13 protein-coding genes are annotated in these 15,540 nt (G+C 31.0%); 9 read left to right on the top strand and 4 right to left on the bottom strand.

The window, feature by feature from the left end:
- The first annotated feature begins 161 nt into the window (after positions 1-161).
- From H0I29_RS03180 to H0I29_RS03210, 7 genes are all read left to right on the top strand, one after another.
- On the top strand, positions 162-488 hold the full coding sequence (locus H0I29_RS03180) for a DUF3703 domain-containing protein (protein WP_254712689.1): 327 nt from the start codon (positions 162-164) through the stop codon (positions 486-488).
- A gap of 242 nt (positions 489-730) precedes the next feature.
- The gene (locus H0I29_RS03185; protein WP_218754406.1) at positions 731-1,270 is read left to right on the top strand and encodes a sigma-70 family RNA polymerase sigma factor; all 540 of its coding nucleotides are present in this window, start codon (positions 731-733) and stop codon (positions 1,268-1,270) included.
- Positions 1,271-1,338: 68 nt separating this feature from the next.
- Complete coding sequence (locus H0I29_RS03190; RefSeq protein WP_218754407.1) at positions 1,339-2,229, top strand: dienelactone hydrolase family protein; 891 nt, start codon at positions 1,339-1,341, stop codon at positions 2,227-2,229.
- A 174-nt stretch (positions 2,230-2,403) separates the two neighbouring features.
- Positions 2,404-3,225, top strand: a complete 822-nt coding sequence (locus H0I29_RS03195) for a class I SAM-dependent methyltransferase (protein ID WP_218754408.1) — start codon at positions 2,404-2,406, stop codon at positions 3,223-3,225.
- 78 nt (positions 3,226-3,303) lie between these two features.
- Entirely contained in the window at positions 3,304-4,761 is a 1,458-nt protein-coding gene (locus tag H0I29_RS03200; RefSeq protein ID WP_218755185.1) for an NAD(P)/FAD-dependent oxidoreductase, read from the top strand.
- 343 nt (positions 4,762-5,104) lie between these two features.
- Positions 5,105-6,169, top strand: a complete 1,065-nt coding sequence (locus H0I29_RS03205) for a sensor histidine kinase (protein ID WP_218754409.1) — start codon at positions 5,105-5,107, stop codon at positions 6,167-6,169.
- On the top strand, positions 6,166-6,900 hold the full coding sequence (locus H0I29_RS03210; RefSeq protein WP_218754410.1) for a LytTR family DNA-binding domain-containing protein: 735 nt from the start codon (positions 6,166-6,168) through the stop codon (positions 6,898-6,900). Before H0I29_RS03205 ends, H0I29_RS03210 begins: the two co-directional genes overlap by 4 nt.
- 81 nt (positions 6,901-6,981) lie before the next feature.
- Here H0I29_RS03210 and H0I29_RS03215 read toward each other — a convergent pair whose 3' ends face one another.
- The gene (locus H0I29_RS03215; protein WP_218731371.1) at positions 6,982-8,133 is read right to left on the bottom strand and encodes an adenylyltransferase/cytidyltransferase family protein; all 1,152 of its coding nucleotides are present in this window, start codon (positions 8,131-8,133) and stop codon (positions 6,982-6,984) included.
- A 193-nt stretch (positions 8,134-8,326) separates the two neighbouring features.
- Between H0I29_RS03215 and H0I29_RS03220 the strand changes: the two genes are divergently transcribed.
- Positions 8,327-8,791: a glycine--tRNA ligase subunit alpha gene (locus H0I29_RS03220; protein ID WP_218754411.1), complete on the top strand. Its 465-nt coding sequence runs from the start codon at positions 8,327-8,329 to the stop codon at positions 8,789-8,791.
- A gap of 87 nt (positions 8,792-8,878) precedes the next feature.
- Here the strand turns inward: H0I29_RS03220 and H0I29_RS03225 are convergent, their stop codons facing one another.
- Both H0I29_RS03225 and H0I29_RS03230 read right to left on the bottom strand, forming a co-directional pair.
- Positions 8,879-10,843: a YgiQ family radical SAM protein gene (locus tag H0I29_RS03225; RefSeq protein WP_218754412.1), complete on the bottom strand. Its 1,965-nt coding sequence runs from the start codon at positions 10,841-10,843 to the stop codon at positions 8,879-8,881.
- A gap of 364 nt (positions 10,844-11,207) precedes the next feature.
- Positions 11,208-11,954, bottom strand: coding sequence for a DJ-1/PfpI family protein (locus tag H0I29_RS03230; protein WP_218754413.1), 747 nt, complete (start codon positions 11,952-11,954; stop codon positions 11,208-11,210).
- Positions 11,955-12,227: 273 nt separating this feature from the next.
- Between H0I29_RS03230 and H0I29_RS03235 the strand changes: the two genes are divergently transcribed.
- Positions 12,228-14,144: a CocE/NonD family hydrolase gene (locus H0I29_RS03235; RefSeq protein WP_218754414.1), complete on the top strand. Its 1,917-nt coding sequence runs from the start codon at positions 12,228-12,230 to the stop codon at positions 14,142-14,144.
- A 53-nt stretch (positions 14,145-14,197) separates the two neighbouring features.
- Here H0I29_RS03235 and H0I29_RS03240 read toward each other — a convergent pair whose 3' ends face one another.
- A complete protein-coding gene (locus tag H0I29_RS03240; RefSeq protein ID WP_218754415.1) occupies positions 14,198-15,403 on the bottom strand; it encodes an MFS transporter in 1,206 nt (401 codons plus the stop codon).
- Between the last annotated feature and the right edge of the window lie 137 nt (positions 15,404-15,540).

A 15,540-nucleotide genomic window follows, 5' to 3' on the forward strand; every position in this document is an offset into this window, starting at 1 on the left:
TAAGCAATCATCAATACTCTAATAAAAAAAATACTTTTATTTTTGCTAAACCAAACATTTTATTAGAACAAAATGGAAATTGATAACAGTATTTTTTTTAGATTTTCTGCATCTTTATAGATCTAGCTTTGTCTATTAGGAAAAATATGAGCAATCAAAAATTGAAATCAGAATTCAAGAATCAATTAAATATAGCAAAAGTAGCAATATGCAAAAAGCAGTATAAAACAGCTTTTTATCATTTAGAAAACGCACATGTCTTAGGACAAAATAACTTGTACAGACATACTTTAAGTCATTATTACATGCTGATATTTGGCTTAAAAACAAAAAATAATAAAGAAATTATTGGGCAAGTCTTAAGAATTTTTGCATCTATTTTGTTTACATTAATTTGGGTTCCTATAGGTAATACAGGCGGTACCAACATTTCTCCTGTAAAAATAATTCCTATTAGAAAAGAATTAAAAAAATATTTCTTAAATTAATGCATCTTTTTAAATGATACCCCGTCTATTAGATGAACATTAAATATAGAATATCATGAAAAATACAAATTGTAACTGTAATTGTGAAGGTTGTAAAACCGGAGATTGTAAAAATTGTACATGTACAAACTGTACGTGTAATAATTGTAATTGTTAAATAAATATCATTTCGAACTGAGGAATAAAGAGAACACTCAATCGTTACTCATTTCGGAATGATATCTTATACTTAAAAATACCGTATGACTACAAAACAAGTTTGGACTTTATATTCTAAAGATTTAAAACGATTTATTATCAGCAAGGTAAAAGATACAACTATTGCAGATGATATTTTGCAGGATACCTTTATTAAAATTCACACAAAACTACACACCTTAAAAGATATTAAAAAGCTAAAATCTTGGTGTTTTACGGTTGCTAGAAATTCTATTTTAGACTATTGGAGAACCAATAATAAAACTTTTGAAATTGCCAATTTTGAAGCAGAAACAAGTATTTTAAAAGAAGAACATACAGAAAAAGACTGTTTAATAGGTATTTTAAATCATTTACCAAAAAAATATAGAGACCCGTTATTTCTTTCGGACATAAAAGGGATGAAACAGCAAGAGGTTGCAGATCAATTAAAACAGTCTTTACCAACTACAAAATCTCAAATACAACGTGCTCGAAAACTAATTGCAGAAGGCTTTATGGATTGTTGCGGTTTTGTTTTAAATGATGATGGTAATTTGGTTGGAGAAATTAAGGAAAAAGAAGATTGTAAAGTTTGTAAATAAATTAACCATAAACATCATCTTATTATTTATCTTAGTTGAAATTATAACAAAATTAAAACACCCCAACTATGGCAGCACTTAAAAAAGAAGACATTAGTCAAGAAGTATTTGACTTATATGACGACTATGCACATAACAAAATAGACAGGAAGCAATTTCTAAAAAAACTATCATTATATGCCGTTGGTGCAATTACATTACCAGCTTTATTAAGTTTTATTTCTCCTAATTATGTAGATGCTATCTTGGTAGAACCTAACGATCCTAGATTAAAATCTGAAACCATAAATTACGCCTCTCCTAAAGGTGGAAAAAAAATGACAGGTTTACTCTCCATTCCTAAAGATCCAAAAGGTAAACTACCCGGAATTATAGTTGTCCACGAAAACCGAGGATTAAACCCGTACATAAAAGATGTTGGCAGAAGAGCTGCCTTAGAAGATTTTATAACCTTAGCACCAGATGCACTTTCTCCAATGGGAGGATATCCTGGTAATGATGATGATGGTAGAGATATGCAAAAAAAGAGAGATCAAGGCGAAATGCTAGAAGACTTTATTGCTGGCTACAACTACCTTAAATCTCATGAAGATTGTAACGGAAAAGTAGCAGTTGTTGGTTTCTGCTTTGGAGGTTGGATTTCTAATATGATGGCAGTTAGAATACCAGAATTAGCAGCTGCCGTTCCATATTACGGAAGGCAACCAGAAACAGAAGATGCTAAAAAAATTAAGGCTCCTTTACTATTACAATATGCCGGTTTAGACAAAAGGGTTAATGATGGTTGGCCCGCTTTTGAAAAAACTTTAAAAGAAAATAATATTGAACACGAAGCACATTTTTATCCTGAGGTAAACCATGGCTTTCATAACAATACAACCCCCAGATATGATGAAGCAGCAGCTGATTTATCTTGGAAAAGAACCATCGATTTTTTTAACAAGCATTTAAAAGAATAATTTAATAAATGTAAGCTACAATAACGAAGCATTGTGTTTATTTACAATCGTTTCTCAATTTATAATGAGAAACGATTGATAAATCTATTTTTTAATTAGATTCCTTCTCATTCTTTCTTTAGAATGACAATTTAATGTTTATAATTATTTACTTTTATCTTTTAAATATTTAAGGTGAAAAATAAAACTCTTATCAGTAAAGAATTAGACAATTTCTACAACAAAGCATCAGAAGAAACCAGACTAGAAAAAGGTATGGGGATATTTGAATTTGAACGTATTAAAAATCTCATACAGTTACATATTTCTAATCCAAAATCTAGAATTATTGATGTTGGTGGCGGAACCGGTAAATATTCTGAATGGTTGGCAAAAAATAATCATACCGTTCATTTAATAGAACCTGTTTTAAAACATATAAAATTGGCTGAAAAAAGAGCCAAAAAATTAAAAAACCCTTTTTCTGTTGCTATAGGTGAAGCTAAAAATTTACCTTTTGAAGACAATGTTGCCGATTTGGTAATTTTACACGGACCTTTATATCATTTACAAAAAAGAGAAGATAGAGTTGCAGCTATTCTTGAAGCAAAAAGAGTGTTAAAAAAAGGTGGAATTATTTTAGGTTTTGCTATTAACGCAACTGCCTCTACCGTTGTTGGTTTAATGAATGGAATGATTCATGCAAACTCATTTTTTGATATGTGCAAAAAAGAACTTACTACAGGTGTTCATGATGCACCAAAAGACTTTCCTTTTCTATTAGCTGATGCTTTTTATCACAAACCAGCTGGGTTAAAAGCTGAATTTCTAGAGCAAAACTTCAACTTTATAAACCTGTTTGCCGTAGAAGGTATGATTTGGTTAGACAATGAATATTTTGCAAATATGTTAGATAAGAAAAAATCGAAAACATTAAAAGCATTGCAAAATCTCACACAAAATGATGAGTATTTATTACCTTTTAGTCCGCATATGATGATTGCCGTAAAGAAATAACTTCGTTTCTTTTTTAAATTTATATAAAATAAACTCGCTATATAACTAATTAAAAATAGTCTTTAGAAAACGAATAAAATAACTAAAGTGAAAGATAAAGAGGTCTATTGGGGAGTTTGTAAAAACTGTAAAGGAACAGGAAAAAAAAGGAAAAGTCTTCCTAAAAAAACACGACTCATTTACAAAAATTCATTAGAACAATTTAAAAAATCAAATGGAGAAATTACCCCTCCAGTTTTACCTAAAGGACCACTAGACACATGTGCTAAATGTAAAGGAACTGGACTTATTGAATCTAACACCTTGCCAACTGTAGACACAGAAAACTACCCACACATTGCCATTATTGGTGGCGGAATTGGAGGCGTTGCATTAGCTGTTGCATGTTTACATCGCGGAATTCCCTTTACACTTTATGAACGAGATGTTAGTTTTAATACACGCTCTCAAGGTTACGGACTTACCCTCCAACAAGCAAGCAAAGCTATGGCTGGGTTAGGTATTGTAAATTTAAAAGACGGAATTACATCTACTACGCACATAGTTCACACAACTGCAGGAGAAGTTATTGGTGAATGGGGAATTAGAAAATGGGGAAGATCAGAAACAAAAGCATCACCAAAACGGACAAATATTCACATTGCAAGACAATCTTTACGTTTGGCTTTACTAGAGCAGTTGAACAATACTGATAGCGTAAAGTGGGGACACAAATTATTAAATTATAAAGAGTCTAAAGATGGAAATATTGATATCAACTTTAAAGTAAACGACAAAGTTAAAACAGAAAAAGCAAATCTAATTGTTGGTGCAGACGGAATTAGAAGTTCCGTAAGAAAACTGTTAATTGGTGACGATATTTCTCCTTTACGCTACTTAGACTGCATTGTTATTTTAGGTATTTGTCCTCTAAAAAATCTAGACGGAATTGAAAGCCCATTATTAGATTCCGCTACCGTTTTTCAAACTGCTAATGGTAATGAACGCATCTATATGATGCCTTTCAATTCGGAAACCATCATGTGGCAACTTAGTTTTCCTTTATCAGAAAAAAAAGCAAAAGAACTTAATATTAAAGGGGCTAAATTTCTTAAAGAAGAAGCGTGCAAAAGAACGCAATGGCACAGTCCAATCCCTCAAATTGTTGCTGCGACCAATGAAGCTCAAATATCAGGTTATCCTGTTTACGACAGGCCCCTACTGAATACTAAATTGCTAGAAAAAGAATCTAAAGTAACACTCATTGGAGATGCAGCTCACCCTATGAGTCCGTTTAAAGGACAAGGAGCAAACCAAGCTTTGTTAGATGCTTTATCACTTGCACGAAGCATTACTAAAAACTGCAAACCGCTATCTAAATGGAGAGAGATTGGTATACGAAAAAGTGTGCTTACTAAATTTGAAGCGGAAATGATAGCCCGTAGTACTTCCAAAGTAAAAGATTCCGCAGAGGCTGCAAAATTATTACATTCAGAAATTGTACTTTATAAAGGAGATGGCCCGAGAGGCAAGCATCGAAAGAAAAAAGGAGAATAATTTTTAATTTTAAAACGCGACAACCCACTTAAAAATACTGACAATCAACCTCCTGAAATATTTATTATTCTTTATTTTATTGATTAGATGAAATTTCCGTTGCTCACTTTCAAATTACCGCTTATCATATTATCAAATTAAAAAGCAGTTTACTCACTTACATTTACCAAACCATTCTAAAAACAATAAATTATGATTGTAATTGTAAAAGCAGTAATAGAAATAGTTGAAAAAACAATTGAACTTGTTTTTCAAGTATTCTTGTGATAAATTCATTTAATAATTGATAAAAAAATTAAAATTAGATTTAATTTGTAAGTTAGACAATTAGAATACTCAATACATGAATTTATCTTTAAAAAGATTTTATATACTATTCAACCTCATTGGATGGGTCCTTTTATTTACAGCAACATTGGCTGGTCCAAAACTGTTTCTTTCAGGCACTATATTGGCTCCTGAACAGATATTATATTACTGGCTAGAAACTATTACGTGTGCACTGCTTGCTTTTACGCTAACGTTTTTAATTTCTTTTTATATTGATAAAAAAATTAATTTTAACAGCGACTGGAAGCCTATTACTTGGAAGATTCTTCTAATTTTTACAATTGTACAAGCATTATACTCTTTATTTATCTGGCCAATGTTAGATTTTGTTCAAGAGTACACCAATTACGAATCAACTCACATAATGAATTTTGTAGGTAAAATATATAATGTTTTTTATTTTTCTACCTTATTTGTAATCTGGCTTTTTGTTTTTTTAACCATTAAAATTTACCATCAATTAAAAACGGTTCAAATAAAACAGCTAGAATTAAAGGCTACTTTAAAAGAATCTCAATTAAACACTTTAAAAGGACAAATCAATCCACATTTTATGTTTAATAGCTTAAATAATATACGTGGCCTTATGCTAGAGGATGTTGATAAAGCAAGAAATATGCTTACTAGCTTATCAGAAACCTTACGCTATTCTCTTACAAAAAGCGCTCTAAATTCAATTTCTCTAGAAGATGAATTAGAAATGGTAGAAAATTACATAGAAATTTCTAAAATTCAATTTGAAGATCGCTTACACTTCGAAACTCATATTGATAAAAATTCTTTAAGCAAACAAATTCCACCAATGATCATTCAAATGTTAATTGAGAATGCATTGAAACACGGAATTTCTAATTTAAAACAAGGAGGTAAAATAACCTTATCGACTGCTATAGAAAGTAATCATTTGCAAATCGAAGTTATAAACTCAGGCACCTTACAAAAGACTAAAAAAGGTACTCAATTAGGAATAAAAAATATTAAAAAGAGGTTAAAACTACTCTATGGAGAAACTGCTAATTTTAGATTAGTAGAAATAGAAAATCAGGTAATTGCCTCTATTAAAATTCCACTAATATGATAAAGTTAAAAGCAGTTATTGTAGAAGATTCCCGTTTGGCTCGTAATGAGTTAAAAGAACTAATTAAGGCACATAAAGAAATAGAAATAATAGGAGAAGCAGAAAATGTAGATGATGCTTTTAAGTTGATTAATGACACAAAGCCCGATCTTCTTTTTTTAGACATTAACATGCCTGAAAAAGATGGTTTTGAACTCTTAGAAATGTTAAGCGAAGTACCTATTACAATTTTTACCACTGCGTTTGATGAATATGCAATTAAATCTTTTGAATACAATGCTTTTGATTACCTGTTAAAACCAATTAATCAAAAACGTTTTTCTACAAGTGTTGAGAAAGTAATTGAAAGTATTAGTAAAAATGAAACTGCTACTATTAACAAAAATGAGAATGCCTTAAGTTTAGAGAAACAAATTTTTATTAAAGACGGAGAAAATTGTTGGTTAGTAAAATTAAAAGATATTTCGCTATTTGAAATTGTAGGCAATTACACGCGGGTTTACTTTGATCAGAAAAAACCATTAATTTACAAATCATTAGCACAAGTAGAAGAAAAACTACCAACAGAAGTATTTTTTAGAGCTAACAGACAACAGATTATCAACATTAACCACGTTAAAAAAGTGGTTTCTTGGTTTAACGGAAAGTTAAAAATAGAAATGAATTCTGGCGAAGAAATAGAAATTTCTAGAAGACAATCTTACTTATTTAAAGAACAGTTGAGTTTCTAATTCAGCTATTTTAAAGCAAAAAAAAAGTTTTCATCCTTTAACAAAAGGATGAAAAACTTTAATCTATCTTTTTTAGAAAAACTATAAAGCTTCTTTTCTTCTTACTTTAATTTTCATTGCACCTTCAATAGGTTTGTCAGAAACTAAAATTAAATATCCTGCTCCTCCAGCTCCTGCTAGTTTCCAAGCAAGTGACTTTTCCTTATATTTTTCTATTTCTTTAAGAATTTTATCATTTACCATTGCCGGAAACATTTTTACTTGTGCATCAAATGACTTTAAAAATGCTTCAGAGAACTTCTCTAAATCTTTATTTTGAATCGCATCCCAAACTTCTTCAGAAGCATTTGCTAAAGACTTTACATTCTCTTCCGTAATATAAGTTTCTCCTAATAAATCTAAACCTTGTTCTCTAGGCCATAATAATACCATCTGAATATGATCTTCTAACCAACCTAAAATAGATTCATCATGTACAGATTCAAATTGTGTTGGCCAATAACCATCACTATAATAATGTCTAACAAGACCTGGCATACAAATACCTATTGCATCTTGAGCTCCAGAAACCATCGTAGAACCTGGTGTATTTTCAAACTTAAAAAGTATTTCTGCTAATTTTTGTGGTTTCTCTAATGGTAAATAATGAGGCCATATTTTTTTTGCAGCATTTCTAGTAGAAGTAGACATTCCACAACGTTCATTATACTCAATAATTGGTTCTAAAGAAAGTGTAATTGCCCAACCTGGATGAAATTTAGAAACATAAGGTTGATCGATCCACGTACCACCAAGATCTATTCTGTAAGGCAAACTACAAATACCACCTGTTCTTAAAGAAGTTGTAGACCTTTCTGGCAGACCAGCATCCGGAATTCTCTTCAAGTTTTTTAACTCAATATTTAACTCATTACATAATTCTTCTTTTGCAGGCGAAAAACCATCTTCATTTACAATAAAGTAATCTGGTTTTAATGCCTCTAGATCTTCTTTAAAATCTAGCATTCCAGAACCAGAGTTCACAAAAGCATTTTTCACATATTTAATGGCATTAATCATATAAATTCTTTCTTGTTCAGAATTTATAGTATGACGCCCTTTTAATTCAGACACAGTAGCATCCGAACCAATACCTACATATAAATCTCCATACGTAGAAGCCTCTTTAAAAAATGCAATATGCCCACTATGTAGCATATCAAAACAACCTGATACAAATACTTTCTTCTTCATCAATTATAACTATTTTTTGTAATTCACTCTATTTGAACAGTAAAAATACTGCATTTATTTTAAAAGGTAAGTTTCTTAAACTAGTTTTCATTAAAATCAGAAAAACCTTTACAAACATTTACATTATCTTTATATTCTATGTTACTTTTTATAATTTTACGTGTCTAATAAGTAACAGACATAAAATACAATCATGAAAAAAACACAATCCCTATTAGTTTTAATATTTCTTTTTTTAGCAGCTACTTCTTATGCACAAGAAGTAGTCTATAAAGACACAACATATACTGTTAAAAGGAAATCAATTTATTTAGCAAAAGTAGATGTAACAAAAACCTTAAAACCAGAAAAGGTAAATGAAATTTTTGCTATTCATAAAATAAATGAAGACATAATAGAAACTGCAAAAAAAGCAGAAAAAGAAAAAAAAGCAACCCAAAAGAAACTAAAGAAAGCTGAAAAGGCTTTAAAGAGTAAAATTAAAGCTCAGAAAAAATTAAGCAAAGCAAACGACAAACTAGAGAGTGGTATTAAAAAATACAATAAGCTTAAAAAGAAAGGCGACTTATCTCCTAATGACGACCAAAAATGGTTAGATAAAATAGTGAAGCTAAAAAAGAACGTTACAAAAGCAGAAAAGAATTTTAAAAAATCATAACGAACAATTTTAAAAATTCTTATTTGTAAAAAAAAGGTCTGGTTTATAATAAACCAGACCTTTTTTTGTTATATAATTTTATAAATATTACCTCCTTCTTTTTGGAGCTCTACTTACTTTTTTCTTTCGCTTATTAAAAGGAACAGGCACTGCATCATCAAAAGTATTCTTAGTTTCTTTTGCATTTTTGTTCTTTTTCCAAGAATTATTTTCAGGTAATAATTTCTGTAATAAATCTTGTCGTCCAACTTTGTTCAACGTGTTTTTAATCCAATCTTTATTTTCTTTCTTATACCAAAAGAAAAATTTATGTTGATCTTCACGTTCTTTTTTAGTCTTAGGTGTTTTGGTTGGTTTTAAAGTATACGGGTGATATCCTGAATAATAAATAACCGTTGCAACCGTCATTGGTGTTGGGGTAAAACCTTGCACTTGTTCTAACTGAAAGCCCATATCTTTGGTTTCTGCAGCTAAATTTGCCATGTCTTCCACTTCACTTGCTGGGTGACTAGAAATAAAATACGGAATCAATTGTAAGTTCAATTTCTTCTTAATATTTATTTTATCGAAACGCTCTTTAAACATATGAAAATATTTAAAAGAAGGTTTACGCATTAGCTTTAAAACAGGGTCAGACGTATGCTCTGGTGCAACTTTTAATCGTCCAGAAACGTGCTTTGTCATTACCTCTTCTGTATATGCATCCAACTCTTTTGGATCTGCATTTTTATTGAATTCTGGTACCAACATATCATGTCTAATTCCACTTCCAATAAAAGACTTTTTAATCTTCGGATGTTTATCAACTGCTTGATATAATTCCGTTAAAGGTTTATGAGACGTATCTAAATTAGAACAAATTACGGGCGATATACAACTAGGTGCCACACATTTGTCGCAAATAGATTGCACTTTTCCTTTCATCTGATACATATTAGCAGAAGGTCCACCAATATCAGATAAATACCCTTTAAAGTCTGGCATATTTGCCACTTTATCAATTTCTCGTAAAACAGACTCCTGACTTCTACTTGCTATAAATTTTCCTTGATGTGCAGAAATTGTACAAAAACTACAACCACCAAAACAACCTCTGTGAATGTTAATAGAAAATTTTATCATTTCAAACGCAGGTATTGGTCCACGTTTGTCATATTTTGGGTGTGGTAAACGTGTAAAAGGCAAATCGAAAGAACCATCAATTTCCTTTTCTGTCATGGTAGGAAACGGCGGATTAATCACCAACGTATTCTCTCCTACTCGTTGTAAAACTCTACGTGCTTTTAACTTATTAGACTCTTGTTCTATCACTTTAAAATTAGAAGCAAACGTTTTCTTATCCTTTAAACAAGACTCATGAGAATTAATAGTAACATCTTCCCAATCATTTACAACAGGTAATTTCTCTTTCTTTTCATTAACGTAAATAGCCGTTTGTTTAATGTTTTTTAAACTAGAAAACGGAACCCCTTTTTGCATCAATTCTACAATTTCTCGCAAAGGCTGTTCACCCATTCCATAAACCAACATATCTGCTTTAGACGTCTCTAAAATACCAGGTAACAACTTATCAGACCAATAATCATAATGTGTTACACGCCTTAAAGAAGCTTCAATTCCTCCAATTAAGACAGGAATATCCGGAAACTTATCTTTTAAAATCTTAGAATACACAGACGTAGCATAATCTGGTCTAAACCCTTTATCACCATTTGGTGTATACGCATCTTTATCTCTACGCTTTTTACTTGCCGTATAATTAGAAACCATCGGATCCATACAACCACCAGTAACCCCAAAAAACAAACGAGGCTTTCCTAGTTTTTCAAAATCTTGTAAATTATCGTTTACACTTGGTTGCGGCACAATAGCCACACGCAAACCGTAACTCTCTAAAATACGACCGATTACTGCAGGTCCAAATGATGGATGATCTACATAAGCGTCTCCGCTAAATAAAATAACGTCTAATTCTTCCCAACCACGAATTTTCACTTCCTTGTTTGTAGTTGGTAACCAGTCTGTTAATTGATGTCTCTTAGGTTCTTGCATAGTTTGCAAAAATACAAGAATTTTAATAGAAAAAACACTTATTTTAAGAATGTCTTTATTTCGATTAATTTGAAGCTATTTCCTGCTTTCACTACTCGCTTTTTTCATGCAGAAAAAGCATAAAAAAGAGCTCAAACAGACCGTTCAATCAGGGCTAGACTTGTTTGCTTACAAATAGAAAAACTAAGAATAAAATCTATTTTTTTTTAGAAAAACACAAAAACTCGCAAACCTGTCATTTCGACGTTTGGAGAAATCTCATAACAATGATAACGCAACGCTAACTAAACTTTACGAGATTTCTCATAAAGTTGAAATGATGATTGTGTAAAAAAAATACGCTGTATTCTAGGAGACAACTCCTCTATTCCACAATTAAATGCGGCACCTCATCAACATTCCAATCAATTACCAAACCACCAGCTAAAGATTTTGCTACTTCTTTTCCGTATAAAAACTCACATAAATACAACGCAGCTTCAAAAGATTTTGCGCCACCGGCAGAAGTAATGTATTTTCCATCATGTACAAATAAAACTTCTTTTCTAATATCTAAACCAGGAAAAGTTGCTCTCATTTTATCAATATCCGAAGGAAAAGTAGTAGAAACTTTATCATTTAACAAACCTGCTTTTGCTAAAACAAAAGCGCCATCGCAATGAGAAGTTATATAAGTAGCGTCTTTATCTACTCTTTTTACAAAATTAATCATCGCTGTATCCTCTAAATCTGTATCTAAATGATGTTCTGCAGAAGGCACTACTAAAATATCAATTTTTGGTAACGAATCTTTTAGATAATTAAAATCTGGCAGAATTCTCATTCCTTCGAAAGTAGTAATCGGATTGTCTGTGTTTGCAACAGTAAACACATTCATTGCCTTAATATTTTCTCTAAAAATGGTGTGCTGAAAAATATCGAAAGGAGCAGTTAGTTCTGTATTAAAGGTTCCGTCCATAATTAAAAAAGCAACATTATATCTGTCTTTTTCTAATTTTGGAAATACTTTTTTAGGTTGAATCTCTTTTACATTTTCAGTGCTCTTTTCTACTTCTTTAGATTGACAACTTATTATTAAAATTACTGATAACAACAAAAATACTTTTTTCATCTTTTGGCTTTTAGTAAAGTTTAAAAATAGGCAAAAACTCTTACCCCTGATTGAAACGGCATCCTTTTTATGCTGAACTCGTTTCTGTATTATTAAGCTTATAGAAATGCTATTTGATAAAAGAGAGTGAATGCTGAACTAAAGTCAGCATAAAAAGATATAGTGTAAAGCAGGAAATAGCTTCTAATAAAAAAAGAAAAATCATTTTAACAAAAGATTTTTTACCAACTCTTTTTTGTTTTGTAGTTTTAGCAAAAACTAATTTACCTTTATATGAAGAAACTTTTACTCTTAACATTTTTAAGTCTTTTTTTACTAAATTCTTGTAATTCTACCATAGAAAAAGAACAAAAAAAGGACACTTTTGTAGCAGATAATTACACAAAAAAGGAAGTAGATATTGTTATGCGAGATGGCACAAAACTCCACACAACCATATACGCTCCAAAGGATACAAGTAAAAAATATCCTATTTTAATGCAAAGAACGCCTTATAGTTCTGCACCTTACGGAGCAGGAAAAATGAAAACTAAAATTGCGCCAAATATTCATTTAATGAAAGAATTGAATATTGTGGTATATCAAGATGTTCGTGGTCGTTGGATGAGTGAAGGCGTCTATGATAATATGCGTGCTTATATTCCGAATAAAAAAGAAAATGAATCTGATGAAGTTTCAGATACCTACGACACCATTGATTGGTTGGTAAAAAACGTAGAAAACAATAACGGAAATGTTGGTACGTGGGGAATTTCATACCCTGGGCATTATGCAACCGTTTCTACTATAGATGCGCATCCGGCATTAAAAGCAGCTTCTCCACAAGCTTCAATTGGAGATTTTTTCTTTGATGATTTTCATCATAATGGTGCTTTTTTATTGAGTTATTTTAGAGCCATTTCTTTATTTGGAACTTATAAAGACACGCCAACAGATTCGGCTTGGTATTCGTTTCCTAAAATGGATTCTCAAGATCAATACCAATTTTTCTTAGACAAAGGTCCTTTAAAGAACTTGAATGAATATTTTCAGTATGATAAATTAGATGTCGCAAATACCGAGAAAGATAAAAATAAAATTGATGATTTTTTCTGGAAAGAGATTGTAGAGCATCCTAATTACGATTCTATCTGGCAAAGCAAAGGTATTATTCAGCATTTAGACAAAGTACCTTCTACTGTTGCAACAATGGTTGTTGCAGGAGAGTTTGATGCAGAAGATTTATACGGACCTTTAGAAACCTATAAAGGCATAGAAAAACACGGTAAAAACAATTATAACACCTTAGTTTTTGGCCCTTGGGATCATGGAAAATGGGCTAGAAGCACCGTAGAAAATTATGTTGGTAATTATTATTTTGGAGATTCTATTTCTTTAAAATATCAATCTGATGTAGAAACAAAATTCTTTAATCATTTCTTAAAAGGAAAAGGTGATAAAAACTCTGGATTGCCAGAAGCCTATGTTTTTGATACCGGTAAAAAAGAATGGAAATCTTATGATGCTTGGCCTCCTAAAAATGTAATTAAAGAAGATTGGTTTTTGTCTGAAAATCAAGAATTAACGTCGGATAAAAAAACAACAGAAGAAATTAAATTTATTAGTGATATTAAACGTCCGGTTCCTTATTCTGAAGATATTAAAACGGTTTTTACACCACGTAAATACATGACAGACGATCAGCGTTTTGCTGCAAGAAGACCTGATGTTTTGGTTTTTGAAACGGATATATTAACAGATGACTTTACTTTAGCGGGAGATATTTTAGCAAAACTAAAAGTAGCAACTACAGGTTCTGCTGCAGATTGGATTGTAAAAGTGGTAGACGTTCATCCTGCGGATGCAGAAGAAAACAACAAGAAACTACAAAATCATTTAAAAATGAGCAATTATCATTTAATGGTTAGAAGTGAAGTTTTAAGAGGTAGATTCAGAAATAGTTTCGAGCATCCAGAACCTTTTATTCCGAATAAAAAGACTGATGTAAATATTAGGCTACAAGATGTTTTTCACACGTTTAAAAAAGGACATAAAGTACAAATTCAAGTACAAAGTACCTGGTTTCCTTTAATAGATTTAAATCCGCAAACGTATGTAGACAATATTTATAAAGCGGACGAAAAAGATTTTAAAACACAAACACACACGGTGTTTACAGATTCTAGTATTGAGTTTTCTGTATTGAAATAAAATATTAAACATTTAATTTTAAAAAATCCATCAAGAAAACTTGATGGATTTTTTTATATCACCTCTTTCTTTAAAACTCTTAAAAGATAAAATAGAATTAAGACACCTACAAATGCGAATGCTGTTACTAGTATCCAAGTGGTTTCAAAACCAAATTTAGCCACCAACTGCATACCAACATTGTGGCTAAAAATATGTGATAAAGAGAACGCAATACTATACAAAGCCATGTATTCTCCTTTATTTCCTTTTTCAGCTCTATCTATGGCAAAAGCATTCGAAAACGGAAAAGCAATCATTTCTCCAATAGACATTAATAAAATTCCGATAATTAAAACACCCACCCAACCTGTTAAATTTAAAATAATAAAACTAAAACCGACCAGAAAAAGGCCTAAAGCAATTAATTTAACTTTAGATTTTTTTAAATCTTCTAACCATTTTATCAAAGGCATTTCTAACAAAAAAATAAACAGACCACTTAAGCCCATTAATAGTCCTATTTCAAATTCTGACAAAAAACGCTTATCACTATAATATAAAGGAATTGTAGAAAAATATTGCATAAATACAAATCCAAAAATAAACATCGCTATAAAAAAGACCCAAAAAGCTTTGTCTTTATAAACAGAAATTGGGTTTTCCACTTTTACCTCATCCTGAACTTTTGCTTTCTTAGGATGCAATACTTTCAGTAATAAAAAGGCTGCTAGCATACAAGTAATTCCATCCATCCAAAATAAACCTACATACCCAATTCCAGTAATTATTAAACCTCCAATTGCAGGTCCTGCAGAAAAACCTAAGTTAATTGCCAAACGAATTAAAGTTACAGAACGTGTTTTATTTTCTGGCTTGCTGTACGCACTTAAAGCAACAAACATTGCAGGTCTAAAAGCATCTGCAACGAGCATAACTATAAAAATACCAAAACAGAATTCGTTAAAAGTACTTGCAAATTGCAGAAAAACAAATAGAATTCCTGTACCAAATAAACTTACTAACATTACCTTATAATAGCCAATTATATCGGTTAATTTTCCTCCAATCCAAGTTCCTACAACAGAACCTAAACCAAAGAAAGACATAATCCAACCAACATCTGACAATGAAAAGTGAAGACTTTTTGTAAGATATAATGATAAAAAAGGAATTACCATAGTACCAGATCTGTTAATAAAAGTGATTAATGATAACCACCAAACCTCTGTAGAGAGTCCTCTAAAAGTGTTGATGTAATTGTTGTAAAGTTTTTTCATTTTGGTTTAGTTGATGTATATATAACAAAAAAGTCCGACGTTGAAGTCGGACTTTTATAATTGTTTGATTTTATATTGAACTCATCAAAACATATAAATATACCGATTACTGTAGTTCTCCCACGATAACTTGGCAA

It is taken from the genome of Polaribacter sp. R2A056_3_33 (assembly GCF_019278485.1).
Classification (GTDB): Bacteria; Bacteroidota; Bacteroidia; order Flavobacteriales; family Flavobacteriaceae; genus Polaribacter.

Bases quoted from the DNA above. Each gene is read 5' to 3' on its own strand.
- H0I29_RS03185 (WP_218754406.1), top strand. From the start codon at position 731: ATGACTACAAAACAAGTTTGGACTTTATATTCTAAAGATTTAAAACGA.
- H0I29_RS03190 (WP_218754407.1), top strand. From the start codon at position 1,339: ATGGCAGCACTTAAAAAAGAAGACATTAGTCAAGAAGTATTTGACTTA.
- H0I29_RS03205 (WP_218754409.1), top strand. From the start codon at position 5,105: ATGAATTTATCTTTAAAAAGATTTTATATACTATTCAACCTCATTGGA.
- H0I29_RS03210 (WP_218754410.1), top strand. From the start codon at position 6,166: ATGATAAAGTTAAAAGCAGTTATTGTAGAAGATTCCCGTTTGGCTCGT.
- H0I29_RS03215 (WP_218731371.1), bottom strand. From the start codon at position 8,133: ATGAAGAAGAAAGTATTTGTATCAGGTTGTTTTGATATGCTACATAGT.
- H0I29_RS03220 (WP_218754411.1), top strand. From the start codon at position 8,327: ATGAAAAAAACACAATCCCTATTAGTTTTAATATTTCTTTTTTTAGCA.
- H0I29_RS03225 (WP_218754412.1), bottom strand. From the start codon at position 10,843: ATGCAAGAACCTAAGAGACATCAATTAACAGACTGGTTACCAACTACA.
- H0I29_RS03230 (WP_218754413.1), bottom strand. From the start codon at position 11,954: ATGAAAAAAGTATTTTTGTTGTTATCAGTAATTTTAATAATAAGTTGT.
- H0I29_RS03235 (WP_218754414.1), top strand. From the start codon at position 12,228: ATGAAGAAACTTTTACTCTTAACATTTTTAAGTCTTTTTTTACTAAAT.
- H0I29_RS03240 (WP_218754415.1), bottom strand. From the start codon at position 15,403: ATGAAAAAACTTTACAACAATTACATCAACACTTTTAGAGGACTCTCT.